This is a genomic window from Streptomyces inhibens (assembly GCF_022221585.1).
Lineage (GTDB): Bacteria > Actinomycetota > Actinomycetes > Streptomycetales > Streptomycetaceae > Streptomyces > Streptomyces inhibens.
On sequence record NZ_CP084681.1, the window covers coordinates 6,095,110 to 6,121,117 of the forward strand.

The 26,008-nt window shown below is 70.9% G+C and carries 18 protein-coding genes; 5 read left to right on the plus strand and 13 right to left on the minus strand.

Annotation, left to right across the window (positions count from 1 at the left end; translation table 11 throughout):
- The 9 genes from KI385_RS27765 to KI385_RS27805 all read right to left on the minus strand — a co-directional run bounded on the left by KI385_RS27765 (position 1) and on the right by KI385_RS27805 (position 15,327).
- Complete coding sequence (locus KI385_RS27765) at positions 1-7,077, minus strand: eCIS core domain-containing protein (protein ID WP_238574895.1); 7,077 nt, start codon at positions 7,075-7,077, stop codon at positions 1-3.
- Positions 7,074-7,358 (minus strand): hypothetical protein, encoded by a 285-nt coding sequence (locus KI385_RS27770; protein WP_238574896.1) that lies wholly within the window; start codon positions 7,356-7,358, stop codon positions 7,074-7,076. The genes KI385_RS27765 and KI385_RS27770 overlap by 4 nt, the downstream gene beginning before the upstream one ends.
- Before the next feature lie 62 nt (positions 7,359-7,420).
- On the minus strand, positions 7,421-9,511 hold the full coding sequence (locus KI385_RS27775; RefSeq protein WP_238577867.1) for an ATP-binding protein: 2,091 nt from the start codon (positions 9,509-9,511) through the stop codon (positions 7,421-7,423).
- 33 nt (positions 9,512-9,544) lie between these two features.
- A complete protein-coding gene (locus KI385_RS27780) occupies positions 9,545-10,618 on the minus strand; it encodes a Pvc16 family protein (protein ID WP_238574897.1) in 1,074 nt (357 codons plus the stop codon).
- Between the two features lie 196 nt (positions 10,619-10,814).
- A complete protein-coding gene (locus KI385_RS27785) occupies positions 10,815-11,636 on the minus strand; it encodes a hypothetical protein (RefSeq protein WP_238574898.1) in 822 nt (273 codons plus the stop codon).
- Complete coding sequence (locus KI385_RS27790) at positions 11,629-12,381, minus strand: hypothetical protein (protein WP_238574899.1); 753 nt, start codon at positions 12,379-12,381, stop codon at positions 11,629-11,631. The genes KI385_RS27785 and KI385_RS27790 overlap by 8 nt, the downstream gene beginning before the upstream one ends.
- Positions 12,382-12,742: 361 nt before the next feature.
- Positions 12,743-13,267, minus strand: coding sequence for a phage tail protein (locus KI385_RS27795; protein WP_128512438.1), 525 nt, complete (start codon positions 13,265-13,267; stop codon positions 12,743-12,745).
- Entirely contained in the window at positions 13,260-13,412 is a 153-nt protein-coding gene (locus KI385_RS27800; protein WP_238574900.1) for a hypothetical protein, read from the minus strand. The genes KI385_RS27795 and KI385_RS27800 overlap by 8 nt, the downstream gene beginning before the upstream one ends.
- A 19-nt stretch (positions 13,413-13,431) precedes the next feature.
- Complete coding sequence (locus tag KI385_RS27805; protein WP_238574901.1) at positions 13,432-15,327, minus strand: phage tail sheath family protein; 1,896 nt, start codon at positions 15,325-15,327, stop codon at positions 13,432-13,434.
- A gap of 735 nt (positions 15,328-16,062) precedes the next feature.
- Between KI385_RS27805 and sucC the strand changes: the two genes are divergently transcribed.
- Together sucC and sucD are read left to right on the plus strand one after the other, a co-directional pair.
- A complete protein-coding gene (sucC, locus tag KI385_RS27810; RefSeq protein WP_238574902.1) occupies positions 16,063-17,238 on the plus strand; it encodes an ADP-forming succinate--CoA ligase subunit beta in 1,176 nt (391 codons plus the stop codon).
- Positions 17,239-17,258: 20 nt separating this feature from the next.
- Positions 17,259-18,143 (plus strand): succinate--CoA ligase subunit alpha, encoded by an 885-nt coding sequence (gene sucD / locus KI385_RS27815; protein WP_238574903.1) that lies wholly within the window; start codon positions 17,259-17,261, stop codon positions 18,141-18,143.
- 174 nt (positions 18,144-18,317) lie between these two features.
- Here sucD and KI385_RS44655 read toward each other — a convergent pair whose 3' ends face one another.
- Positions 18,318-19,220, minus strand: a complete 903-nt coding sequence (locus tag KI385_RS44655) for a SigE family RNA polymerase sigma factor (protein WP_425356964.1) — start codon at positions 19,218-19,220, stop codon at positions 18,318-18,320.
- A 117-nt stretch (positions 19,221-19,337) separates the two neighbouring features.
- Here KI385_RS44655 and KI385_RS27825 point away from each other — a divergent pair, with 117 nt between their 5' ends.
- Positions 19,338-20,891: a cell division protein PerM gene (locus KI385_RS27825; protein WP_238574904.1), complete on the plus strand. Its 1,554-nt coding sequence runs from the start codon at positions 19,338-19,340 to the stop codon at positions 20,889-20,891.
- 6 nt (positions 20,892-20,897) lie between these two features.
- On the opposite strand, the gene KI385_RS27830 is transcribed toward KI385_RS27825, so the two are convergent.
- Complete coding sequence (locus KI385_RS27830) at positions 20,898-21,782, minus strand: hypothetical protein (RefSeq protein ID WP_238574905.1); 885 nt, start codon at positions 21,780-21,782, stop codon at positions 20,898-20,900.
- A gap of 245 nt (positions 21,783-22,027) precedes the next feature.
- Between KI385_RS27830 and purN the strand changes: the two genes are divergently transcribed.
- Together purN and purH are read left to right on the plus strand one after the other, a co-directional pair.
- Positions 22,028-22,705 carry a phosphoribosylglycinamide formyltransferase gene (gene purN / locus KI385_RS27835; protein WP_425356965.1) on the plus strand — a complete coding sequence of 226 codons (678 nt, stop codon included), beginning with the start codon at positions 22,028-22,030 and terminating at the stop codon, positions 22,703-22,705.
- A complete protein-coding gene (purH, locus tag KI385_RS27840; protein ID WP_238574906.1) occupies positions 22,702-24,264 on the plus strand; it encodes a bifunctional phosphoribosylaminoimidazolecarboxamide formyltransferase/IMP cyclohydrolase in 1,563 nt (520 codons plus the stop codon). The genes purN and purH overlap by 4 nt, the downstream gene beginning before the upstream one ends.
- 111 nt (positions 24,265-24,375) lie before the next feature.
- Here purH and KI385_RS27845 read toward each other — a convergent pair whose 3' ends face one another.
- A complete protein-coding gene (locus KI385_RS27845; protein ID WP_238574907.1) occupies positions 24,376-24,945 on the minus strand; it encodes a hypothetical protein in 570 nt (189 codons plus the stop codon).
- Positions 24,946-25,144: 199 nt separating this feature from the next.
- Positions 25,145-25,900 carry an RDD family protein gene (locus tag KI385_RS27850; RefSeq protein WP_238574908.1) on the minus strand — a complete coding sequence of 252 codons (756 nt, stop codon included), beginning with the start codon at positions 25,898-25,900 and terminating at the stop codon, positions 25,145-25,147.
- Positions 25,901-26,008 lie beyond the last annotated feature (108 nt).

A 26,008-nucleotide genomic window follows, 5' to 3' on the forward strand; every position in this document is an offset into this window, starting at 1 on the left:
CTAGTTGTATCGAAGTTCGTTCTGCCTGGCCTCGAGCTTCTGTATGTCGACAGTAAAGTCCCTCATCTGGTTCGAAGGGAGACCTCGCTTGTACTTCGTCATCTTCAGCCTGAGGGTGCGGAAATTCCGGAAAGGTGACTGCAGAACCACTGCCTTGGCGAAAGTTTCGGTGACATTGAATTTGTCGCGAATTCGTGCGGGGCTTCGCCCGTTTATGTTGAATCTGGTGTCGCCATGCCCTGGGATTTCAATGTTGTCGCGCTCGTAGGACATACGCGTGGGCTTCTTCACCCACCTCCTGTTCTTTACGTCGTACCCTCCCCATTTCATGCTGATGGACTTGGGGTAGGGATAGTTCTGGTCCGCAGGATTGTTGGAGTGGAAAGATACGTCAACCTTGTACCAGATCATGTCCTCCGACTTTGTTACTGCCACGGCGTTATAGGCGGGTCCCTCCAGTCGATAGTGGAATTTGGTGTTGACCTCAGGTCCAGGCGCTGGAACCAGGTTGGCTCCCCTGGCCGGGCCACCAAGCTTCTCCGTCAAGAGGTGCATTCGCACCCACCTTGTAGGTACGGGCGGCAGCGTGTCCCAGCCGAGCGGGTTTCCAGGCTTTGCCTTGGTCGATATTTCTCCCTTGGGGGGATTCTTGTTGATTCCGGTCGCCTCGAAGCTGCTGCCGCGCACTCCGTCGTCAAAATTAGGAATGAACGTATTGAGCAGGGGAGGCTTGGGGTCCTTTTCCCGCTGCGCGAGCATTTCCGCAAGCCTGTTCAGCTGCCTGCGTAGCCTCACATGGGCAGCCCTCTGCCTCGAGGTGATGCTCCTCTCCGTTGCGCCTATCGGAGGCAGCTCTCGCTGTTCTTCTTTCACGAGCCTGAGGGCATCTTCGGCTTGCTCAATAAATGCGGCCTGATTCCTGCCGTTCGGAGTGTCCAGGATGGATTTAATGTCCTCCCGCCAGGTATCCAGGTATTCGCGAATTGCTGCCGGGTCGCTGCGTACCACGAGGCCGGCGTTGCTTCCGCGGCCGCGGTACATGAGCGTATGTACTTCGCCATTCTCTTGGCGGAAACGCACCTTCGGCATGTCGTACTTATAAGGGTCGTCCTTCCCCTTGTCGCGCTGGCTGTCGCGCCTGCGGTCGTGGTTGCGGCGCAAGCGGTCCCGCTGGTGGCGCCAGCGGTTCCTGAGGCGGTGGGCCCGGTTGTTGAGTTTGTGGGTGAGTTTGCGGCCCTTGCCGAGGAGGCGGCGGGCGGCGCGGCGGGCCCTGGACAGGGCCGACTTGATGGTTTGGCGGGCGCGGCGGAGTTTGCGGCGGGTGCGGGATTCGGGGCGGCGGGGATGCTTCTTGGGGCCGTTCTTTTTGTCCTTGGTGCGGTCCGGTTTCTTGAGGTCGGGCTTGTTGGGGTCCTTCTTGTGGAGGGGGTCCTTGGACTTGTCCTTGTCCGGGCGGTTGTTCTTGCGGAGGGTGTCGCGGGCCGGGCCGCGACGGGGCTTGGTGGGGCCGGTCTTGTCGTCGCGGCGGAGTTTGTCCTTTGCGGCACGTGCTCGGCGGCGGGCCGCGTTGACCTCGTTGCCGTCGTCGCGGCGTTCGTGCGCGTCGGGCTTCTTCTTCGACTTGGGCGTGGGCCGGTGGGCGGGGTGCGGCTTCTTTTCGGGGGAGGGGTGCTTCCCCGGGCGGGGGCCCGTTTCCGGGCGGGAGGTCTTGTCCGGTGAAGGCTTGCGTGGGGCGGGGCGCTGGTCGGGCTTGTCGGTGGGGCCGGGTTTGTCGGCCGTGGGGCCCGGCTTGTCCGCGTGGGCGGGGCTGTCGGGGTGGCCGGGCCCGCCGGACCGATCAGGCGTGTTGGCCTGGCCGGGCCGGCCGTTCTGGCCGGGTGCCCCGGGTTCGCCCGGGCCGCCGTGCCCGCCCGGCCGCCGCTTGCCGCGGATGTTCTTGAGCATTTCGCCGAGCTTGCTGGTCACCTTGCCCATGTACTTGTTGAGGCCGTCGATCAGGGCCTGGTAGATCAGCTCCAGGAGGGCCACGACGCCGGCCGCGACTGCTTTGGCGAAGGGCCGTGCCGCGTTTCCGCTCTTGACGGCCTTCAAGAAGTCCATGAAGAGACCGAAGGCGGCCAGGATTTCGCTGAGCGTGTCCCATGCGGTCTTCAACGCGTCGATGATCGCCATGACCCAGCCGGCCCCGGGGATCAGCTTGGCGACCACCTTTTCGATGACCAATTCACCGATGATGAGAGGCAGTTGAGGGACCGCGGCGTCCCAGGCCATTTTGCCCATCTCTTCGACGCTGACGTTGCCCTCGATCAACGCCTGGAAATCCTCCGGGGCAAGTCCGGTAATCTCCTGGACCTTCTGGTTGAACCACTCCTTGACCGCCGACTTGACCTCGTCGAACAGATAATCCTTCGCACCCGTATGCGCCGCGGAGCCCGCCTTGTCGATCCAGCCGCCCGGATCGGAGACGATGTCGTTGAAGATGGCGGCCCACTCGCCGAGGGCCGAGACCACCGCCTGCCCGACCTCCACCGCCTTGACCGTGACGTTCTCCGCGACATCGACGGCCGCCAGCAGCCCGCCCTCCAGCAGGTCCAGCCCCGCGGTGAGGGCGCTGCACAGCCCGTCGAGCAGCTTTCCCGCGACGTCCTTCAGCGCGTCCGCGGCCTCATTCACCTTCCGTACGGCGTAATCGCGGCCGGCGTTGATGGTGTTGCGCCACTTGTCACGCATCGCCGGATAGTCGGCGAGCATTTCGTCACCGAAGGCGATCAGCGCGTCGGCGAAATCGTTGATCTGCTGGACGACCCAGTTGCGCACGTCGTCGATGAGCTGAAAGACCTCGCGCTTGAACTTGTCGATGAGATCGGTGACAGCCTTACGCGCCCGCTCGAAGAACTTCTTGATGTCGTTCTTGAGGTTCTCCCACCACTGCTTCAGCTCGTCGAGGAACCCGCCGTCCCCCTTCTCGGCCTCCTTCTTCTTGTCCTCCTGCTTCTGCTCCGCGTCCTTCTGCGCGCCGGCATGCTCACCGTCGATCTTCTTGTTGTCGTCCTCGGTGCGCTTGTCGACGTCCTTGTCGGTCTGCTCCTGCTTGTCGTTGACGTCCTTACGGACCTTGTCGTACTTCGTGCCCTTCTTGTCGTCGATCTCCGCGACCTTGTCGTCCTGCTCCTTGCGCCACTTGTCGCGGGAATCGGCGATCTCGGACTGGCCCTTCGCACGCTCGCCCGCCTGCTTCTTGCCGCTGGCGTCGACCTCGCGCTTCAGGTCCTGGTCATGCTGCTGCCTGTCGTCCTTCGCCCGCTGATCCTTGGCCTTGCGCTCCTCGCCCATCTTCTTCTGGCCCTGCGCGAAGCCCGCCTGGATCTCCGGACCGTGATCGTGCTCGGCCACGGCAGAGGCCGACTCGATCGGCACACCGCCACCGGGCCCCTTGCCCGCCCCGCCGCCCTTCTGCCCGGCCTTCTTCCCGCCGCCCCCGCGAACCTTGCCGGTCAGGGTCTCCGGCGGAACATCCGGATAGATCTGGTCCTCGCCCATCGGCCGCCCGGCGTCCTCACGGCCGGACCGATGCAGCTCGCTCTTCCGTTCGTCGAGCTTCTGCGCCTGCTCGTCCGTACGCTGCGGATCGGAATCGTCCTGGAGCGGCACCCCGGGAGCGTCGCCCACCCGATTGCCCTTGAGACCCTCGTCCGAGGTCGGCAGATCCATGATCGAGTCGATCAGGTCGTCGAACGGGAAGATCTTCTTGAGCAGCGCACCGCCGATCGCCATGAGGATGTCCCACCAGCTCGGCTCCTCCACATCGGCGCCGGGCGGCTCCCCCTCCGGCCGCTGCTCGCCGTTGATGTCGGGCGTCTTGCCCTTGGCCGCGTCGGTACGGGCGACCTTGGCATGGGTGTACGTCCCCGGAGCGGCGGGTGTGGGACCGCCCGGCACCGTCCTCGGCGAGCCGGTCGGACGCGCCATCTTCGGCGGCCCCTTGCGCAGCGCCGTACGCTCCTTGCCGACCGAGTTGCCCACCGCCCCGTCGACGCCCTTGAACGTCTCCAGCATCTGGTACGGCTTGAGCCGCGACACCGCCGCCAGCCCCGCCTCGGGCGTGCTCTTGGAGACATCGGGCGCCGGAGCGTCCTTCTTCGGCTTCGCCGCGCCGGACGCCGCGCCGCCACCGCCACCGCGGCCACCTCGTGCGGGCGCCGGAGCGGTACGGCCGCCGCCCCCGCCTCCGCCACCTCCACCGCGCCGGACGTTCTTGGCCGCCTGCCTCGCCACCTGACGCTGCCGGGGCGTGGCCCCCGCCTTCGGCCGTGCGGTGGGCTTGCCCGGCCCGGGCTTCGCGGACTGCTCCGCCTTGGGAGCGCCGCCGGCGGCATGCGCCACGGCCGCCGCGGAGCCGCCCGCCCCCTTGCCCGGCGCGAGCTTCGGCGCGTTCGCGGGGCCGGTCGCGGAGACCCTCTCCGGGCCGGTGTCCGAGCCCGGCGTGGTCGCGGGCCCCTTCCCCTCGGTGACGTCCTTCGTTTCGGCGGCGGCCGGTGCCTCGGGGGCGTCCTTGCCCTCGGTGGCGCCCCTCGGCCCGGAGGTGCCCTTCGGCCCGGTGGTGTCCTTCGCCGCCGCGGCCGCGCCGTCCGACGGGTCGTCCTTGGGCTTCTCGCTCCCGGACGAGGCCGTGCCGCTCGCCGCCCGCTCCTCGCTCCCACCGGCGGCCGAGCCGGCCGTCGGGCCCGTTTCCGTACCGGATCCGCTGCCGGCTGCCGTACTGGCACCCGTACCGGAGCCGGAGTGTGCGCCGCTCCCGCCGGACGGAGCGGTGTCCTTGGCCCCGGAGCCGTCCGCGCTCTTCGTGTCGCCGGAAGCCGAACCCGACCCTGAAGCCGAACCCGAACCCGAACCCGAACCCGAACCGGAACCCGAGGCCGACGACTCCGAAGACGTACTGACGGCCTGCTTGCGCGCGTCCTCGTCGGCCTTCGAAAGCCGTCCCGGCGCGACCGTATCGCCACCGAGCCCGGGCGCCGCCCCGCTCGTACCCGCCACGGCGGTACGAGCCTCCTCGTCCCGCCGCCTGGCCTCGGCATCCTCCTTGCGCTCCTCGGCCAGCTCCTTCTCCGCCTCGGCGTCGTCCGCGTCCTCCGCGCCCGCGCCCTTCTCGCCGGATACCTCGCCGGATTCCTCGCCGACCCTGTCGTCCGCGCTCGCCTCCGGCTCGGGCCCGATCTCCTGCTCGATCGACTTGTCGGACTGAAGGTCCGGGGAGAGCCGCTCGTCGGACTCCTGCTCCTCCCCGGAGGAGGCGCCCCCGGCCCCCGCGCCCCCGTCCCCCACGCCTCCGGACGTGCCGTCCGCCTCCCGTACGGCCGCGTCCGACGAGTCCCTTTCAGCAGGGGAATCGAGCACGCCGGAAGCGCCCTCCCCCTTGCCGGCCGCCGAGTCGTTCCGGTCCCTCCGCTGCGCCCCCGACGCGGTCGAGCCGCCCAAGTCACCCTGGGAAAGCCCGTCTTGGTCGGCTCCGGCCGTCGCGCCGGAGTCCACTTCGCCCTCCGCGCCGAGGCCCTCACCCTCCTCCGCGCCCTGCCCGCCGTCCTCGTCGAGATCCCCGGACTCCTCCTGGAGCCCCAACGGCTCGTCGTCGGCGTCCTCTTCGTTCTCGGGATCCCCCTTGCCGCTCCGCCCGTCGAGATCGCCGGCGGCCCGGTCCTTCTCGCCGGGCTCCGCCATGCTCGTGTCCAGGGCCTCCGGGGCGCTGCCGTTCTGCTGACCGGCCCCGTCCTCCCGCTCGCCCTCGGCGCCCTGCGACTCCGCATCCCCCGCGCCGTCCTCCGACTGCCCGGTCTCGGCGCTGTCCTCCGGGCCGTCGGCCGCGCTCTGCCCGTCCTGCCGCGCGGCCTGCTGGTCAGCCTCTTTGTCCTGCTGCTTCGCTTCGGCCTGCTCCTGCTGCCGCGCGGTGGCCTGTTCCTTGTCGCGGCCGGCCGACTGCCCGGATGCCGCCGACGCGGCCGCTGTCGACGCGGCCACCGCCGAAGGGGCCGCTGCCGAGGAGACCGCCGCCGAAGAGCCCTTCCCCGCGCCCCCGGACGCCGACTGCCCGCCCCGCTCCGGGCCACCGTCGCCCGCCGGGTCCGCGTCCTTGCGCTGCTGCGCCCGCTTCCGGCGGCCGTCGCTCTCCTTCTCGTCGCTCTTGCGCTTGTCGCGAGCGGCGGCGGCCGCCCGCGCACGCTCCTCCTCGATGGCCCCGGCCTCATCGGGGACCGGCTCGGGAGCCGTGGCCGACTCCAGCGGCGGCGGCCCCTCCGCCATCTCCTCGACCAGCTCCAGCAGCCGGTCGAGCTCGGGAGTGGACAGCCGTACCTCCAGGCGGTCCAGCACGGTCTCCTGCACCTCCGGCGCCAGCCGCGCCAGTTGCAGGCGCACGCGGCCCGAAAGGTCCTCCGGGTCACCGCGGAGCGAACGCAGGACGCCGTTGGCGAGCCGGTCCACCAGCGTGGCCGGGTCCAGGTGCTCCATCCGGCGACGACCGGCATCGACCGTCGCGTACCGCAGCCAGCCGGGAGTCGCCTGCCCCGGCCCGATCTCCGCCGCCGGCTCCTCCACACGTACGGAATCCCGTAACGCGCCCAGTACGGAAGCCCGGGCCGCCGACTCCGCCTCCCGCTCGATGGACTCCTGCGGGAGGCTGACCGAGCCCAGGTCGCGGCCGGCCCGCAGCGCGCCCAGACCGTGCGGGTTCTGGATCGTGTGCAACAGCTCGTGGGCGAGCAGGCGTTGGCCGTCCGCCGTGCCCGGCCGGTACGTGCCCTCGCGGAAGAAGATGTCCTGGCCGACGGCGAAGGCATCCGCGCCCATCATCTCCGCCAGCCGCCCGGAATCCCGGTCGGTGTGCAGACGGACCTGGCTGAAGTCGTGGCCGAGCCGCTCCTCCAGCTCACGGCGGACGCTCAGGTCGAGCGGCTGGCCGGCGCCGCTGACGATGTTCTTCGGCTCCGGGATACGGGACCTGGCGGACCGTTCCTTGCGCTTGCGCCGTCGCTCGCTCGCGGAGGACCGGTTGTCCTGTGCCGAGGACTGTGCCGTACTCATCGCGCATCCCCCCGTCCCGCGAGTCCCGCGTGCACCGCGCGGGCCAGCGCCTCGCCCAGCCGTACGGCAGAAGTGGTCGCCGGCAGCGGCGGCAGCCCGGCGAGCCCGTCCAGCGCCACGCCCGTCCCGTCCGCCGCCAACGGCACCCCACGCTCGCGTACGAGCCGGGCCAGCTCCGCTTCGAACGCGGCCGTGACACGGGCCGGGTCCACCCGGCTGTCGAAACCGTCCAGGACCAGCTCGCCGATGTCGATACGGAAGGACCGCGGCGGTTCGTCCACGGGGCGTCCCGCCGCGGACGCTCCCGCCGACGCAGCCTCCCGAGCGGCCTTCCTGACCTCGTTCACACCCATCCGTGGACCTCCGAGGGCGCCAAGGAGCGTTCCAGCTTGAGGTATTCGGTACGCGCAGCTGCCAGCATGTGGCGCATCTGCAGCCGGTCGCCCTCCTCGGCGGCGAGGAAGGCACCGGAGAGGGCGATGTTGCGGATCGAACCGCCGGCGACGGTGAGCTGGGCGAGCAGCGCCGGGTCGATGCCCTTCATCGGCGCCTGGGACGGCAGCACCCGGCGCCAGATCTCCGCCCGCTCCTTCTCGCCCGGGAAGGGGAAATCGACGACGAAGCGGATACGGCGCATGAACGCGGAGTCCAGGGCCTTCTTCATGTTGGTGGTGAGGACGGCCAGGCCGCGATAGGCCTCCATACGCATCAGGAGGTAGCTGACCTCCAGATTCGCGTAACGGTCGTGGCTGTCCTTGACCTCGCTGCGCTTGCCGAAGAGGGCGTCCGCCTCGTCGAAGAGGAGCAGGGCGCCGCCACGTTCGGCCGCGTCGAAGACCCGGCTCAGATTCTTCTCGGTCTCACCGATGTATTTGCTGACGACCTGGGAGAGATCGATGATGAAGAGATCGAGGCCGAGCTCCTTGGCCATGACCTCGGCGGCCAGCGTTTTGCCGGTGCCCGAGCCGCCCGCGAAGAGCGCGGTGACGCCGAGACCGCTGCGCAGCGCCTTGGCGAAACCCCAGTCCTGGTAGACGGTGCCGCGCTGGCGTACATGCGCGACGATCTCCTGGAGGATGCGCAACTGCCGGTCCGCGAGCACGAGGTCGCCCCAGCCGGCGCGTGGCTCGATCCGGCGGCCCAGCTCGTCCAGGCCCATCCGGGCCTCGGTGAGACCGGCCTGCCAGGCCAGCTCGGCGGCATCGAGGGTGCCCGAGCCGGGCAGATCGCGGCGTACGGTCGCGGCGGCGGACCGTACGACATGCGGAGGCAGCTGGAACTGAGCCACAAGGGACTGAATATGACGGCACGTCACTTCGGGAACATCCGCGAAAGCCGCCGTCCACAGACCCAGCTGCTCCTCGTCGCTCAGCTTCGGCACGGTGACGCGCTCACCGCGCGGCCGGCCGGTCTGACGCGGCTCCGGGGCGGAGACGACCAGCGGGACGGCCGCGGCCGCGATGAACGAGTCCGCGGCGGCGTGCTGCTCACGGTCCATCTCGCCGACCTCGATGAGGAGGGCGGCGGGCAGGAGGATCGCCTCGCGCTGCCAGAGGCGGGCGAGACGGTCGCGTTCGGCGGCATCGGCCGGAACATCGTCGGCGGCCATGGAGTACAGGCCGAGGCCCGAACGGTGGGCAGCGGTGGCGGCGACGTCGGCGCGGGTACGCAGATCGCCGCCGACCAGCTCGACACGGAGCGGCGCGTCGGGGCCGGCGCCCGCCCAGCCCGCCGCGACGCGGTCCGCGGCCGCGTCGTACGAGGGCGGCAGGCCGCCGGGAGCGGTGGTACGGCGCAACAGCCCGTGCAGCCTGGCGTCCAGGTACGGCGAGCCGACCAGGAAGTGCAGGATGCGCTCGTCCAGGCGGAGCCGGGTGGTCGTCAGCCGGGTCTCGTCGTCGAGTTCGATCAGGCGCCAGCGGCGTAGAGGCGCGACGGGCGTGAGGGCGCTCCAGTGCGGTTCGCCGAGCGCTGCCAGGGCGAGAGAGAACGTGGGGTAGGTGCGCGTGGGGTCGCCGCTTGCGGCGGCGCAGCGGGCATCGGCGGTCGGGTCCAGCTCGGCCGCGGCGGCGAGCAGGACGATCTCCCGCTCGAAGGGGCTGAGACCGAAACAGGCGGTCAGCGCGTCGAGGGTGGGTGTGTCGGTGTCTGCGCCTGTGCCTGTGCCTGTGTCTGTGCCGGACGGCGCGTCGGAAGATGCGTCGGGCGCTGCGTCAGGAGCCGGGGCAGGTGTTCGGTCAGGACCCGGGTCAGGAGTTGCGTCGGGCGCCGCGTCGGGTGCTGCCTCGCCGGTGCCTCTCGTTGTCGTCCGGTGGGCGCGTGCGGCATGGGCGTCCAGGCGTGCCAGTACGGACCGCACCGCCGCGGCCAGCGCGCTGCCGTCCGCGTCGACGGATGCCGTCGTGCCCGGCTGCCCGCTGCCGCCGCTCCCCATGTCCTTCTCCGCCCCCGTTCCGCGCACCGCGCCTCAGCTCTGCTTGCCGTCGTCCGGACGGGCCGAGTCGGCCTTACTCTCGGCGCCGTCCGCACCGCTGGGGCCGGCGTCAGCACCGCCGCCGCCAGTGCCGCCGCCACCGCCATGGCCCGTGCCGGTCCGTCCGCCGTCCCGTCCGCCGGCCCGTCCACCGTCCCGTGCGGCCCCTCCGGTCGCCTTGCGGGTACGCGAACGGGCGGACGTAGCACCGGACTTCCCGCCCCCGTGCCCGGTCGACGCACCACCCGCCACCTTCTTCGCCGCCCGCGCGCCACCACCGGAGGCCTTGGCGTCGGTGGCTCCTGCGGTCCCGGCGGTCCCGGCGGTCCCTGCGGCCCCGACCCCCGCCGCCTCGGCGGTCCCGGTCCCGACGGCCGCCTTCTCGACGGTCCCCACCTCGCCGGAATCGCCAGCATCCGCGGCGCCACTCCCGACCACCGGCGGCTCCGGCGCCCCCGGCGCCCCGAACGGCAGCACCTTCACCTCCGGCCTCTGTACCGGCTTGGCCGGAACCGGCTTCTGGTGGCCGTCGAGCAGCACCAGCGACGCCTGGTAGACGACCGACAGGGAGTACGGCGTGTTGTTGAGCATCCCCCAGAGCTTGGAGGTCTCGTCGACGTCCATCTGGGTCGGTGTGAAGCGGACCTTCTGCAGGGATTCGGCGAGATCGCTGCCCTCCAGATACGGCCGCTGCGCCGCCTCCTCGATCAACTCCCTTGGCAGCACGGGGATTTCGTGCAGGGTGCGCACCACACTGCCGATCAGCCGCTGCCCGACCAGCTCGGTCTCCTCGCCGTACGCGCTGATCACGAAGTGCAGGTCGATCGCGGCCGCGGGCCGCTTCAGCAGCGTGCCGTCGGAGGCGCGGGTGACCAGGTCGTTGTTGCGCATCGAGGGGTTGTGGGTGACCTGGTAGAGGAAGACCGTGATCGTCGGATCCGTCGGCGGATCGGACGGCGGCTTACGGGTCTCCACCGAGACGGCCATATCGATCTCGGGGTGCAGATTGTGCTCGATCAGCAGCGCAAGGGCCTGGGTGACCGTTGCGACGGCGAGTGCATTGCTCATGAAATCCGTCCCCCTGAAGCCCGTCCCCCTGAAGCCCGTCCCCCTGAAGCCCGTCCCCCTGAATTCCGTCCCCCTGAATTCCGTCCCCCTGAAACCCGTCCCCCCGAAGTCGGCGCTGACCAAGTCCTCGTAGGCGTCACCGTGACTGTCACCGCCACCGTGACTGTCACCGCCACCGTGGCTGTCACCGTCACCGTCAACTCGTCCTCCCCCCGCGCGCCAGATAGTCCGCGAGGCTCAGCGACGGCTCCCGGCGCTCCGTACGCGGCGGCCGCCCGCCCGCCGCGGGGCGCTCCGTACCGGCCGCGCTGACCTCAAGACGTCCGATCTGTACGTGCACCACGCGCTCGGCGCCGCGCTGTCCGCGCCGCCCGGCGGCCGTGGCCCGCGCGGTGTTACGGGCCGCCGGCACCGCGTCGGTACGCGGCCGCAGCGCCGGGACCGGCGAGCGGGAAGCGGCGTTGCTGCCCGGTGGGGCCCGCGTGGCCGCCACCGGGCGTACGGCCCCGTCCTCGCCGGACGCCCCCGCCCCCACCCACCGCTGCGGCCGTGCGGTCTCGGCCACGCCAGGTCGCAGCCCGGGATCAACCGCCGCCGCGGGCCGCAGCAGCGGTGCCGTGGGGCGTACCGTCGGCTCGACGAGGTCGGAAGCGTCCGGCCGCAGGGCCTCGGTCCGTATGACGGTCTGCCGCTCCGTGGTCCTGATCTCCCGCTCGTACCGGACCTGTTCCGCGTCGAACAACGACGTCCGGGGCGCCTGCGGATACAGCGGAGCCGGCTCGTCCCCGTCCCCGTCCCCGGCCGCGCCACGCAGCGCCTCCACGCGCTCGAACGGGCCCGGCAGCCGGGGCTGTACGAGCGTGCGCCGGGCTCCGCCCGTAGCCCCGCCCGTGGCTCCGTCCGTCGCCCCGCCCGTACGGCCGCTGCCGGGCGCTTCCGGAAAGGCACCCCCGACGCCCCCAGGCATCGGCGCATGTCGCGCCAGCAGCCGGTCGAAGTAGTCAGCCAGGTCAGGCATCTGCGCACAGCTCCAGGTAGTAGCGGCGCCGCAGCGGGCTCAGCGCCAGGATCTGGGGCTCGCTCCAGCCGTAGGCCGAGGCGAGCAGATGGACGTCCAGGAGCACATCGCGTGCCCAGGCGTCCAGTTCGGTCCACAGGTACGCGGCGATGTCCAGCTCGGCCGGGGTGGCCGCGCCGCACTCCGGGCAGGCGATGTTCAGCACCACCTCGGCCGCCGGATCCGCCTGCTCGGCCGCCTCGGCGAAGCGCTTCAGCACCGGATCCGGCAGCCGGGCCGGCTCCTCGCCGGTCGCCGTCCGTCCGCCCCGCAGAGCCGAGAGCGCACAGCGGGCGCCCAACAGCCGCCGGGCGTCCTCCGCGTCCACCGCAGCAGCGGAGACGGCGGCGAGGTCGGCGGGGGTGGGCAGCCGGAACCGGACCACCCACTCGCCCTCCTCGATCCGCAGCCCGCCCTCCGGCACCCGCGGCCGGGCACCCATCTCACCGGCGTCGAGCTCGAACTCCATGGCCTCGCCGCAGTCCGGATCAGCGCAGTCGATCTTGACCTGCATCCGGTCGCCGAACAGCGCCCGGCGCAGGGCGAACAGATCGGCCGCCCGCTCCCCGAGCGGCACCGACAGCAGCGCGTCGGTGCCCGCCTCGGGGCGGGCCGCCCGGTGCAGCAGCAGGGCCCGGCCGCCGGCCTGCTGGGCCAGCCCGGCTTCCCAGGTGGCCAGCAGTTCAGCGGGCCCGGTGACCGCCATTCCTCACCTCGTCCCGCCGTTCCTCCGCCTCGCGTCGGCCGTTCCTCTGCCTCGCGTCGTCCCGCCGTTCCTCCGCCTCGCGTCGGCCGGCCGTTCGCCTGTCTCGCGTCGTCCCGCCGTTCCTCCGCCGCGCCCGTGCGTGTGCCGTGTGTTCGCGCCCATGCGCTTACCTGGCGCTCCTGCCCGTGCGTGCCCGTGCGTGCCCCTTGTGACGCCTCATGTTGTGACGCCTCATGACGCCTCATGACGCCTCAGACGCCTCGTGACGCCTCCTCATACCCCGGCAACGATTACGGAGAGTGATGAGTTCCTGGGAATGCATCACTATCTGTAAGGTCGCTTTGGGCTGGGCAAGGTCGCCTCAGGCGGGATGCGTGAACGACGGCTCCTCCGGTTCCGGTACCTCGTAGTCGCGCTCCCAGCCCTCGCACTCCAGCTTCAGGCTCTGGATGGCGACGGCGTTGGCGTTGGCGTCCATCTCGCCCAGGACCTGGTACTCGCTCGGCCAGGAGCGGTAGATCTTGTGCGAGACGGCCACCTGCCCGGCCTCGTTGAGGACCTGGATGACGAGGTCCTTGCGGAAGTCGGCCAGCGACACCTCGGAGCCCAAGCCGGCGCCTACCTGCCAGACCTTGTTGGCCCAGCGGTCGAACTCCGGGTCGTGGGTGACCCCGCGCTCCAGGGTGATGCCCTCGAATTCGGAGCGGCCCGGGGACTTGCGCGGTGAGCTGGGGTCGCCGCCGTGCCGGTGCTTGACGACCTCGGTGGTGCGCTTCAGCGGGCTGATCTTGCTGATGCCCGCGACCGTACGACCGTCCCACAGGACCAGGAACTTGAAGTTCTTGTACGGGTCGAAGCGATGGGCGTTGATCTGAAACTCAGCCATCGGATTCCTTCACGTCCTTCATGTCCTCCGCGTCCTCCGCGTCCTCCGCGTCCTCCGCGTCCTTCGCGTCCTTCGTGTCCTTCGTGTCCTTCGTGTCCTTCGTGTCCTTCGCGTCCTTCGCGTCCTTCGTGCCCTTCGCGTTCACGTCCTTCGCGTTCGCGCGCCTAGACGTCGAACTGGCCGGCCATCTGCTGGATCTTGACGATCACGAACTCCGCGGGCCTGACCGGCGCGATGCCGACCACGACGTTGACGATGCCGCGCTCGATGTCCTCGTCGGTCGTGGTGTCCTTGTCGCACTTGACGAAGTACGCCTGACGCGGAGTGCCGCCCTTGAAGGCGCCCTTCTCGAAGAGGGAGTGCAGGTAGGCCGAGGCGTTGAGGCGGATCTGCTGCCACAGCTGCTCGTTGTTGGGTTCGAAGACCACCCATTGCAGGCCGCGCAGCAGGCTCTCCTCGACATGCAGCGCGAGCCGCCGCACCGGCACGTACTTCCACTCGCTCTCCAGCGCGTCCGCGCCGTCGAGCGTGCGGGCGCCCCAGATCAGCGGGCCGACCACCGGGAGGGTGCGCAGGCAGTTGATGCCGAGCGGGTTCAGCAGCCCGTTCTCGCGGTCCGTGAGTTTGACGGTCAGCGAGTGGACCCCGGCCAGGCGGGCTTCGGTGCCCGCCGGTGCCTTCCATACGCCGCGTTCGCTGTCCGTACGGGCGATGACGCCCGCGACGGCGCCGGACGGCGGGAAGGAGCGCAGCCGGCCGGAGAGCGGGTCGGTGAGCTGGAGGTGCGGGAAGTACAGGCCGGAGTGGTTGCCGCGGACCGGCGCGAAGGCGGCGATGCCGGCGCGGGCGGCGTCCACGCTGCCCCAGGTGGCGGGCGCGTCGACGAGCAGGAAGATCCGCCGCTCCTTGCACAGCCGCTCGGCCGCCGAGAGCACCGTGATCATGTCGTCGACGGATGCGTACGAGGCCAGCTCGGGCAGCGCCAGCAGATTGACGTCGTGGACGTCGCGCAGTGCCTGCAGACCGCTCTTGCGGGCCTCGCTGCCGATGATGTCGCGCGGTCCGGGCGGATCGCCGTCCTCGCCGCCGCACAGCGGGAAGACCGGCGGGTTGACGGAGGCCTCCAGGCCCAGGTCGTTGGCGCATTCGCCGAGGAAGCGCACCACGTCGTCGGGGTCGACGGACCCGGCGACGACCTGGATGCGGCGGCCGAAGGGAGTGACCTCGGCGCCCGCGAAGGCGTGCTTGCCCGGGGCGTCCGGCAGTGCGCGCAGCTTGTGCTCCAGCAGCAGCGCCAGCTCGGTGACATTGCACGGCGCCTCGCCGTCGCAGTCCGGGTCGTAGAGCGTGAACTCGCGCTCCACCTCGCCGATCTTCACCGTTACGTCGACGTTCAGATCGGGGAGTTCATGGTGGAAGGCCTTGGAGACCGTGCCGGAGGGGTCCGGGCGGCCCTCGCCGACGACCTGGACGCGGATCAGCGCGGAGCCGGCGTTGATCACCGTTTCGGCGTACTTGCCGTGGCCGGAATCCATGGACAGGCCGGAGAAGGACTCGCGGGCGGTGCCGTGCGCGTCCAGCACCTGGAGGTTGAAGGTCTCCTCACAAGAGGGGCGGCGCGAAGCGTCTCCTGCAGGGGTGGTGGTCGGGCGACGGGTGGGCGTGTCGTAGTCGACGGCGACCCGGAGGCCGGAGCCCCATACGCCCGGCTCCTTGGCGTGCACCTTGAGCACCGGGCACTGGCTGTGGCCCTCGGTCGACTCCAGGGTGACGTGGGCTTCCTTGCCGCTGCCGGCCTTGGCGACCCGGACGATCACGGCGACCGTGCCGCCGTTGCCGAAGAACTGGTGGACGGCGTACGCGACCGGGCTCTGCGAGGTCAGACCGCCGAAGCGGCGCTCGAAGTCGGCGAAGCTGGTGATCTGTACCGGCTGGTTGAGCGGGCCGCGCCGGGTGTGACCGACGAATGCGGTCACGGATGTGGTGACGGTGGTGATGCTGCGGATGCTGCTGGGAAGCTCTTCGACATAAACGCCGGGATAGGTCGTATGTGTCGGCATTCCCCCTCCAATCCCTTCAGGCACCAGTGTGAGGACACCAAGAAATCGAGAAAGGGGGAGGAGCGGCGGGTGCGGAAGAGCCCACGGCCGCCCCCTGCCCGCGGTCGTGCATCCCCCCGGCCACCCATCAAGTTCCCCCGTCTGCACCCGGTGCGGAGCGATCTTCCGACCGACCCGCACGGGACCAAGCACGAAGCTTGTGACTCCTGATGCGTATGCATGCGTAAGTGCTCAACGCAGTTTCCGCTGCGGGTAGTTGGAGGGTCAAGAGACCTTTCCGGACACCGGCTGCGGAGGTGTTGTGACGGTGTTGCGCACCTTCTTCTCAAACGGATTCCCGCATCGGCGGAACCGGAATCACGCGAGACCGGGCGCACTGGGGCGTACCGGGAGGCGCTCTCGAACGGCGCGTGAAGCGGAGGTGCACGCCGGGTGGCACCGGAGCCGGCGGGCTACCTGAGTGGTCACCGAAAACCGGCCGTCAACATGCGGAAATCCGGGAGAGGCGTAACTTGGCCAAAAGATCTGTGACCGTAATCACCGCCGGAGTGTGATCTGCGATTTAGAGCCTCAGGTCCTGCGGCGATAACCTGCGGGACGGACATGCCGCGTATCCGGTCTCCGTGTACGCCTCCCCTGTGACAGCGCCGTCACGTTGCCCTTCGCGGCACGCCCATCGCAGACAACGAACCGCGATCACTACGGCGATTCTGAGAAGACAAGGGACGGACGCGCGTGGACCTGTTCGAGTACCAGGCGAGGGACCTCTTCGCCAAGCACGGTGTACCGGTGCTGGCCGGTGAAGTCATCGACACGCCTGAGGCGGCGCGCGAGGCAACCCAGCGGCTGGGCGGCAAGTCGGTCGTCAAGGCACAGGTGAAGGTCGGCGGCCGCGGCAAGGCCGGCGGCGTCAAGCTGGCCACCAGCGAGGACGACGCGGTCGAGAAGGCCGGTCAGATCCTGGGCATGGACATCAAGGGCCACACGGTCCACAAGGTGATGATCGCCGAGACCGCTCCGGAGATCGCCGAGGAGTACTACGTCTCGTACCTCCTCGACCGCACCAACCGGACCTTCCTGGCCATGGCCTCCGTCGCCGGCGGCATGGACATCGAGGAGGTCGCGGCCACCCGGCCCGAGGAGCTCGCGAAGGTCCCGGTCGACGCCAACGAGGGCGTCACGATCGAGAAGGCCCGCGAGATCGTCGCCCAGGCGAAGTTCCCGGCCGACGTCGCCGAGCAGGTCGCCGAGGTCATGGTCACCCTGTGGAAGACCTTCGTCGCCGAGGACGCGCTCCTCGTCGAGGTCAACCCGCTGGCCAAGGTCGCGAGCGGCGAGGTCATCGCCCTCGACGGCAAGGTGTCCCTCGACGAGAACGCCGAGTTCCGCCAGCCGGAGCACGACGCCCTCGAGGACAAGGACGCAGCCAACCCGCTCGAGGCTGCGGCCAAGGCCAAGGGCCTCAACTACGTCAAGCTCGACGGCGAGGTCGGCATCATCGGCAACGGCGCGGGTCTCGTCATGAGCACCCTGGACGTCGTCGCCTACGCCGGCGAGAACCACAACAACGTCAAGCCCGCCAACTTCCTCGACATCGGTGGCGGCGCCTCCGCCGAGGTCATGGCGAACGGCCTGGAGATCATCCTCGGCGACCCGGACGTCAAGTCCGTGTTCGTCAACGTCTTCGGTGGCATCACCGCCTGTGACGAGGTCGCCAACGGCATCGTGCAGGCCCTGGAGCTGCTCAAGTCCAAGGGCGAGGATGTCAACAAGCCCCTGGTCGTGCGCCTCGACGGCAACAACGCGGAGCTCGGTCGCGAGATCCTGTCGAAGGCCAACCACCCGCTCGTGCAGCGCGTGGACACCATGGACGGCGCGGCCGACAAGGCCGCCGAGCTGGCTGCTAAGTAAAGGACGAGGACACTACAACCATGGCTATCTTCCTCACCAAGGAAAGCAAGGTCATCGTCCAGGGCATGACCGGTGCCACTGGCATGAAGCACACCAAGCTGATGCTCGGTGACGGCACCAACATCGTCGGCGGCGTGAACCCGCGCAAGGCCGGCGAGAAGGTCGACTTCGACGGCACCGAGGTGCCCGTCTTCGGCTCCGTCGCCGAGGCGATGGAGAAGACCGGCGCGGATGTCTCCGTGATCTTCGTGCCGCCGAAGTTTGCCAAGAGCGCCGTCGTCGAGGCGATCGACGCCGAGATCGGCCTCGCGGTCGTGATCACCGAGGGCATCGCGGTGCACGACTCCGCCGCCTTCTGGGCCTACGCCGGTTCCAAGGGCAACAAGACCCGGATCATCGGCCCGAACTGCCCCGGCCTGATCACCCCCGGCCAGTCCAACGCCGGCATCATCCCGGGCGACATCACCAAGCCCGGCCGCATCGGTCTGGTGTCGAAGTCCGGCACGCTGACCTACCAGATGATGTACGAGCTGCGTGACATCGGCTTCTCGTCCGCCGTCGGCATCGGTGGCGACCCGGTCATCGGCACCACGCACATCGACGCCCTCGCGGCGTTCGAGGCCGACCCCGAGACCGACCTGATCGTGATGATCGGCGAGATCGGCGGCGACGCCGAGGAGCGTGCGGCCGACTTCATCAAGGCCAACGTCTCCAAGCCGGTCGTCGGCTACGTCGCGGGCTTCACCGCGCCCGAGGGCAAGACCATGGGCCACGCCGGCGCCATCGTCTCCGGCTCCTCCGGCACCGCCCAGGCGAAGAAGGAGGCCCTTGAGGCCGCCGGCGTCAAGGTCGGCAAGACCCCGTCGGAGACCGCGCGCCTGGCCCGCGAGATCCTCGTCGGCTGATTGCGCCTCCCGGCACCGCCGGACCCGTCCTGCGGCGCAGTGCGGATGGCATACGGACGCGGGCCCGTACCCCTGGTGGGGTGCGGGCCCGCGTCCGTTTCGGTGGCTCGTCCGGCGGATCTGATGGATCTGACGGATCTGACGGGTCTGCCGGGTCTGCCGGGTCTGACGGCTCTAACGGGCCTCGGGGGTGAGCCGGGCCTCCCGGGGCGTGCCGTGCCCGGCCGCGTCGCCGTGCCTCTTCGTGCGTTTGTGCGCGCCTTTGCGCGCGCCTGCGTGGGTGCCTCCATGCCTGCCTGCGCCTGTCGCTCCGGCGCCGTGCCCGGCCGGTGACACGGGGGAGTGCGGCGCGGTCGCCAGCGGCCGCTGCGGCGGCCGGGTGTAGTGGTCCGGCGTGGCGATCGCCATGACCAGTGCCACCAGCGCGAACAGCCCGGTCACCCCGAACGCCGCCCCGGTGGTCCGCCGGGCGCCGTGCTCGCTGCCGGTCCGTACGCGCTGCGCCGGTGACGGCTCCGCCCGCTGCGCGGCCGCCAGCTCGCCGAGCCGGGCATGCAGGATCTCGCCCTGCCGCACCGGCGGCTGTGCATCGAGCCCCAGCTCCGGCAGCCGCTCGGCGACCCGCTCGCGGGCATGCGTCAGCCGCCCTGCCGCGGCCGGTGTGCTCGACTCGATCTCCGCCGCGGTCTCGTACAGCCCGAGCCCGACCCCGTCGTGCAGCAGCAGCGTCCGCCGGTACGGAGCGGGCAGGCTCAGCACCGCCTCCAGCAGCGCACGGCCGGCCGGCTCGGCGGGCCCGCCGGTCTTCTTCGGCTTCCGGGCGGGTCGCAGCCAGGGGCACAGCCGGTGCCACGGCGTCAGCGCGTACTCGTACACGGCCGCCCGCACCCACCCGGCCGGATCCGGATCCACCGCGACCTCCGGCCACCGCTGCCACGCCAGCCGGAACCCGCTCTCCACGGCGCGGCGCGCGAGCCGGGGCCGCCCGGTGAGCAGATACGCCTGCTGGATGAGTGCGGCGGCATGCCGGGTGTGGAGATCGTCGAAGGCGGCGGCGGCCTGCTCACGCTGGGTCATACGGAGAGTGTGGAAAACCCGCATCACCAGATGCAGCTCGACACACGCAGCACACGCGACACGTCGGGCATTTGCCCAGTACATGGATGAAAAGGGTGTTGTTGGCAGCATGGCCGTGTGAGCCAGTTGACCGATCGCGGCCCGACCCTGTCCTCGCACGGCCGAACCGCCGCGCAGCGCTCCTCCGCGATCGGCGCGGCCTTCCTCGGCGGCGTGACGGCCGCCGGCCTCGGCCTCGGCGCCCTGGCGGTCGCCGTGCTGCTGCTGTGGGTCGCCTCCCCCTACCCCGACAGCGGCCCGTCCCGGGCCCTGCATCTCGCCGCCGATCTGTGGCTGCTGGCGCACGGCGGCGACCTGGTACGCACCGCCACCCACTCCGGCACCCCGGCCCCGGTCGCCGTGACACCGCTGCTGCTCGCCGTACTCCCGGTCTGGCTGCTGCACCGGGCCGCCCGCCACGCCCTGGCGACCGCGCCCGCCGCCCACCCGGGGCCCGCTGCCGGTTCCTTCGCCGGCACCGCCCGGACGGTCACCCCGCGCACCCTGCTCGGCGCGCTGCTCACCGGCTATCTGCTGGTCGCGGCCGGTGCGCTGCTCTACACCTCGACCGGGCGGCTGGCCGCCGAGCCGGCCAGCGTGCTGCTGTACGTACCGGCCACCGCGGTCGCCACCCTCGCCGGCACGGCCTGGCGCATCGACGGGCATGCGGGCGCCGATCTGCTGCCCGCCTGGGTCCTGCGGGTCCGGGCCGCGGTGCCGGGCGGCCTGCGGACCGTTCTCGGCGGCCCCCGCTTCACCGCCGCCTGCCGGGCCGCCGGCGACGCCCTGGGTGCCCTGCTCGTCTCCGGTGCGCTGCTCACCCTCCTCGCCCTCGGGCTGCACGCCGACCGGGTACGTCAGGATCTCCTCCAGCTCGCGCCGGACTGGGCGAGCCGCGCCACGGTGCTGCTGCTCTGCCTCGTACTGCTCCCGAACGCGGCCGTCTGGGGCGCCGCCTACGGCCTGGGGCCGGGTTTCACGCTCGGCGCGGGCAGCACGGTCGGACCGCTGGGGGCCACTGGCTACCCTGTGCTGCCGCATCTGCCGCTGCTCAGCGGGCTGCCGGACGCGGGCCCGGGAAACCCGCTGACCTGGGCGGTGGCCGTGGTGCCCATGGTCGCGGGGGCGCTGCTCGCCCGCTGTGCCGCCCGTTCGGCGGCGGCACCCGGCTCATCGGGCGGGCCCTGGTCCTGGTGGGTGACGACCTGTGTGACAGGCATGGGGGCCGCCGTGTGCGGTGCCGTCATGGCGGCGCTCGCGGCCCTCGCCGGAGGCGCGCTGGGCACCGGCACGCTCGCCTCCTTCGGCCCGGAATGGTGGCGTACGGGCCTCGCGGCTGCGGGCTGGACGGCCCTGATCGGCATCCCGGGCGCGCTCGGGCTACGGGCCTGGCGACTGCGTGCGGGGCGTTGTGCGGGGACGGCCGGGAGCGACGAGAAGGACACCGGCGCTCAAGCCGCCGCTGTCACCGCCCCGGCCGCTGTCACCGACACTGCCGCTGTCACCGCCCCGGCCGCTGTCACCGCCTCTGCCGCTGTCACCGACACTGCCCCCGATGCCGACAACTTGGCGGCCACCGGGCCGGGAAACGCCTCCGCCCCCGCCCCCGCCGCCCCTGCTCCCGACAACTGAGACCGGCTACTGCTGCGTGCTCAGCAGCGGCCGCAGCTCCTTCGGCAGCAGGTTCTCGCAGGACTTGCCGGCCGACTGGGTCAGCGCGTCGTTCACGCAGGTGAAGTAGTCGCGGTAGACGACCTGCACGGTGAAGGTCGCGGCCACCATCATCAGTGCGAGCGTGGCGGTCACCAGCCCGCCGATCGCCGCCGTGACCTGCGGTCGGGTGCTGGCCGGCGCGGACGGGGCGCCCGGGTGCTGCCCCGGGGCGGGCGCACCTTCGGTGGGAGCCGGGCGGCCCTCCATGGCGGCGGTGGTCGCCGCGGCGGCCGCCTTCGCCGGGTTCGGCTTGGCGCGCAGTGAGCTGATGCTCCAGTAGATCGCCAGCGCGCCCAGCAGCAGCGAGATCTCCGGCAGGCTGAAGAGCACGAAGAAGAACGCCCACATGCCGGCGAGCAGCGCATAGCGCGCCCGGCGCTGCGACGGGTCGGTGGGGTCCCAGCGCAGATTGCCGGGCCCGCCGGCGCCACCCGGGCCGCCGCCCTGCTGCCCGTTGTTGCGGCCGCCCGGCCGGGAGCCGAATCCGCCGCTCTGCCGGCCCGGCTGCCGGGGGCTCCACTGGCTGCCCCAGCTGGGCGTCGGCTCGTCCTGCGGCGGCTGCTCCTCGTCGCCGTTGTGGCCCTGGCCCTGGCCGTACGGGGCGGGGTGGCGCGGGCGCCACTCCTGGTCGGGGGCGTCGGCCGGCGGCGGTGCGAAGGGATTGTCGCGGTCGGAGCCCGCGGAGCCCGCGGAACCCGGTGCATCGGACTCCGAGGACGACGGCTTGCGCTCACGCGGCAGCAGCACCACCCCGGGGGCGGTGGCGGGCAGAGGGAGCAGGAGGGCCGCGCGGCGGCGTCGGTCCGTCATCTGGAGTGCGTCTTCCCCTTGTCTCGTCCGTACGCGGGCCATCGTGACCGGCGCCCGGTTACCACGAACTGCATGCAGTCTTACGCCTGACGCTACCTTCCGTGCCCGCCCCCGTCCCGCGGGGGCCGCTCGGTGTGCCGGTATCGTTGCTGACGGTCGGCGCCTTCGTAGGGTTCCCCGGATTTGCGGTACCCACGGCCTTGTACGACCACACAAAGCACGCGAGATCGGAAAAGAGCCCCGCCGTGGCTTCCTCCCCACCCCCCGTCCAGCCCGACCTTCCCCGCGCAGGGGAGGCCCCCGTCGGCCGCCCGGCGCGCCTTGTCGTGCTCGTCTCCGGTTCCGGTACGAACCTCCAGGCGCTGCTCGACGCGATCGCCGAGCAGGGCCCGGAGGCGTACGGCGCCGAGATCGTGGCCGTCGGCGCCGACCGTGGCGCGATCGCGGGCCTGGAGCGCGCCGAGTCCGCGGGGATCGCGACCTTCGTCCGCCGGGTCAAGGACTACGACAGCCGCGCGGACTGGGATGCGGCGCTCACCGAGGCGACCGCCGCGTACGAGCCCGATCTGGTGGTCTCGGCCGGCTTCATGAAGATCTTGGGCAAGGAATTCCTCGCCCGCTTCGGCGGCCGCACCGTCAATACCCACCCGGCGCTGCTGCCGAGCTTTCCCGGTGCCCATGGCGTGCGCGATGCGCTCGCGTACGGCGCGAAGGTCACCGGATGCACCGTCCACTTCGTCGACGACGGTGTCGACACCGGCCCGATCATCGCCCAGGGCGTGGTCGAGGTCCGGGACGAGGACGATGAATCCGCGCTGCATGAGCGCATCAAGGAAGTCGAGCGATCGCTGCTCGTCGAGGTCGTGGGGCGTCTGGCCCGGCACGGCTACCGCATTGAGGGACGAAAGGTACGTATCTCGTGACCGCCACCGAAGGCACGAAGCGCCCCATCCGCCGCGCGCTGGTCAGCGTCTACGACAAGTCGGGTCTGGAGGAGCTGGCGCAGGGGCTGCACGCGGCGGGCGTCCAGCTCGTCTCGACCGGATCGACGGCCGCGAAGATCGCCGCCGCCGGGGTGCCGGTCACCAAGGTCGAGGAGCTGACGGGCTTCCCCGAGTGCCTCGACGGCCGGGTGAAGACCCTGCACCCGAAGGTGCACGCCGGCATCCTGGCCGACCTGCGCCTGGAGGACCACCGCCGGCAGCTGGCCGACCTCGGTGTCGAGCCGTTCGACCTGGTGATCGTGAACCTCTACCCGTTCCGGGAGACCGTCGCCTCCGGCGCCACTCCTGACGAGTGCGTGGAGCAGATCGACATCGGCGGCCCCTCGATGGTCCGCGCCGCCGCCAAGAACCACCCGTCGGTCGCCGTCGTCGTCAACCCCGCCCGCTACGCGGACGTCCTCAAGGCGGTCGCCGACGGCGGCTTCGAGCTGGCGCGGCGCAAGCGGCTGGCGGCCGAGGCGTTCCAGCACACGGCCGCGTACGACGTGGCCGTCGCCTCCTGGTTCGTCGACGACTACGCGGCCGACGACGCCGCCTTCCCCGAGTTCCTCGGCGGCACCTACGCGCGCAAGAACGTCCTCCGTTACGGCGAGAACCCGCACCAGGGCGCCGCGCTGTACGTCAACGGCGAGGGCGGCCTCGCGGAGGCCGAGCAGCTGCACGGCAAGGAGATGTCGTACAACAACTACACGGACACCGACGCCGCGCGCCGGGCCGCGTACGACCACACCGAGCCCTGCGTCGCGATCATCAAGCACGCCAACCCCTGCGGTATCGCGGTCGGCGCGGATGTCGCCGAGGCGCACCGCAAGGCGCACGCCTGCGACTCGCTGTCCGCGTTCGGCGGCGTGATCGCCGTCAACCGTCCGGTCTCCGTGGCGATGGCCGAGCAGGTCGCCGAGATCTTCACCGAGGTCATCGTGGCCCCCGGCTACGAGGACGGCGCGGTCGAGATCCTCGCCCGCAAGAAGAACATCCGTGTGCTGCGCTGCCCCGACGCGCCGTCGAACCCGGTGGAGGTCAAGCCCGTTGACGGCGGCGCCCTCCTTCAGGTCACCGACCGGCTGCAGGCCGAGGGCGACGACCCCGCGAACTGGACGCTGGCCAGCGGCGCCGCGCTGCCCGCCGACGAGCTGGCCGAGCTGGCCTTCGCCTGGCGGGCCTGCCGCGCGGTGAAGTCCAACGCGATCCTGCTCGCCAAGGACGGTGCCACGGTCGGCGTCGGCATGGGCCAGGTCAACCGCGTGGACTCGGCGAAGCTGGCCGTGCAGCGGGCCGGCGAGGAGCGGGCGCGCGGCTCGTACGCCGCCTCCGACGCCTTCTTCCCGTTCCCCGACGGCTTCGAGGTGCTGGCCGAGGCCGGCGTCAAGGCCGTGGTCCAGCCGGGTGGTTCGGTCCGCGACGAGCTGGTCGTCGAGGCCGCCAAGAAGGCCGGCGTGACGATGTACTTCACCGGTACGCGGCACTTCTTCCACTGAGCCGTTCGTCCCGACGGCCGCTCAAGGGCCGCACAGGGACCACAAGGGCCGCACAGGGGCGACAAGGGCCGCACTCCCGTACGGGGGTGCGGCCCGTTCCGCGTCCGCCGGTCAGTAACGCGGCCGGCTGAACCAGGCGTTGCCGTCGTCCTTGGCGACGAAGACCAGCACCAGGATGCCCAGGACCGTGTGGACCAGGCCGATCGGGAAGCTGAACAGGCTCATCATGATGGTGGCGACGCCGAAGACGATGGTGCCGACACGGACGCCACCGCCGCCGTTGGCGAACTGCAGGGCCAGCGTGATCGCGGCCGCGGTGAAGATCACGATGAGCACGATCACCGCGATCAGCAGGCCCTTGCCGATGTTCATCGCGAGGATGTCGTCGTCACCGGCGTACGACGACGTTTCGTGCGCGGCCCTGGTGACGCCGCCCAGCCCCATCACGGCGAGGACCAGGCCGATGAGGTTCAGGCCGGCGAGCACGAACAGCATCACCCGCGCGGCCTTGACCCCGCCGGGCATCACCGTCGGGTACTGCGGCTGCATACCGGGCATCCCACCGCCCGGGTACGGGCCGTACGGCGAGGGCTGCTGCGGCTGCTGGGGCTGCTGGGGATAGCCGTAACCGGGCTGCTGGCCCGGCGGCGGACCGTAGGGGTTCTGGTTGGGGTAGCTCACGAGCGGTGTCCTTCAAGCTTCTTGAGCGGATATCAGTGGTGTAAGGGGACGGTAGGCCACCAGGGTTCCGTCGTGATCCGCGGGTGGGGACCCGCTGTGCGTACAGCGCCGCGAAGGCCCCGATCGCGCTGTTGCGAGGGGGCCTTCGAGGAGTGGTGCACCATCGGGCCGGCCCATTGCCGGCAGGCCCGTGAGCGACTTACTGGGTCTTGACGACCACCGTGCCGGCGATCTTGTCGGCGAACGTCTGCGACTTGTCGTCCCACAGCGGCCACAGGTAACCGATGTCACACGCGAGCGAGTCGAGGAAGTGGCAGAGCTTGCGGACGAAGGCCATGCCGAAGCCGAGCGGCTGACCGGTCGTCTCCTTGACCAGCCTGATCTTCATCGCCTTCTTGCCCGGGCTCTGGCCCGTGCTGCCTTCCTTGGCGACGACGAAGAGGCCGCCGGCCAGGGCGATCAGGCCGGCGAGCACGATCATGATGATGGAGCCGACCGGCGTGGCGCTCTCCGAGGCCGTGTTGTAGGCGTCGCTGATGCACTGGATGTCGCCGGGCGGGCAGGACGAGGTGTCCGGGGTCGCCGACGACACCGAGCCGGCCGCCATGAACCCGGCGATGAGGTACAGGATGCCCGGGATCGCACCCACGATCAGGCCGTCGATGAGGTAAGCGCCCACGCGCGAGCCCCAGCTCGCGTAGCCCATCGGCATCCCCGGCATCCCCGGCATCCCGGGCTGGCCGTACGGGGCCGCCGCCTGCTGCGGGTAGCCGCCGTAGGGCTGCTGCGGCGGGACGGCCTGCTGCTGCGGGTAGCCGTACGGCTGCTGCGGGGCCTGCGGCTGCTGCGGGTAGCCGTAGCCGGGCCCGCCCTGCGGGGGCACCGGGGGCTGCTGACCGTACGGCGCCTGCGGCTGCTGCTGGCCGTACGGGTTGTTCGGGTCACCAAAGCTCATCTGCTGTTTTCCTCCGTTGGGTCAGTGGGGGACGACGCGGCGTGACTCGGAGGAAAAACAGGTTGTTTCACTGGCCCGCCCCCGACGATGCCTGCGGCACTGCGCGTT

Bases quoted from the DNA above. Each gene is read 5' to 3' on its own strand.
- KI385_RS27765 (WP_238574895.1), bottom strand. From the start codon at position 7,077: ATGAGTACGGCACAGTCCTCGGCACAGGACAACCGGTCCTCCGCGAGC.
- KI385_RS27775 (WP_238577867.1), bottom strand. From the start codon at position 9,511: ATGGGGAGCGGCGGCAGCGGGCAGCCGGGCACGACGGCATCCGTCGAC.
- KI385_RS27780 (WP_238574897.1), bottom strand. From the start codon at position 10,618: ATGAGCAATGCACTCGCCGTCGCAACGGTCACCCAGGCCCTTGCGCTG.
- KI385_RS27785 (WP_238574898.1), bottom strand. From the start codon at position 11,636: ATGCCTGACCTGGCTGACTACTTCGACCGGCTGCTGGCGCGACATGCG.
- KI385_RS27790 (WP_238574899.1), bottom strand. From the start codon at position 12,381: ATGGCGGTCACCGGGCCCGCTGAACTGCTGGCCACCTGGGAAGCCGGG.
- KI385_RS27795 (WP_128512438.1), bottom strand. From the start codon at position 13,267: ATGGCTGAGTTTCAGATCAACGCCCATCGCTTCGACCCGTACAAGAAC.
- KI385_RS27805 (WP_238574901.1), bottom strand. From the start codon at position 15,327: ATGCCGACACATACGACCTATCCCGGCGTTTATGTCGAAGAGCTTCCC.
- sucD (WP_238574903.1), top strand. From the start codon at position 17,259: ATGGCTATCTTCCTCACCAAGGAAAGCAAGGTCATCGTCCAGGGCATG.
- KI385_RS44655 (WP_425356964.1), bottom strand. From the start codon at position 19,220: ATGACCCAGCGTGAGCAGGCCGCCGCCGCCTTCGACGATCTCCACACC.
- KI385_RS27830 (WP_238574905.1), bottom strand. From the start codon at position 21,782: ATGACGGACCGACGCCGCCGCGCGGCCCTCCTGCTCCCTCTGCCCGCC.
- KI385_RS27850 (WP_238574908.1), bottom strand. From the start codon at position 25,900: ATGAGCTTTGGTGACCCGAACAACCCGTACGGCCAGCAGCAGCCGCAG.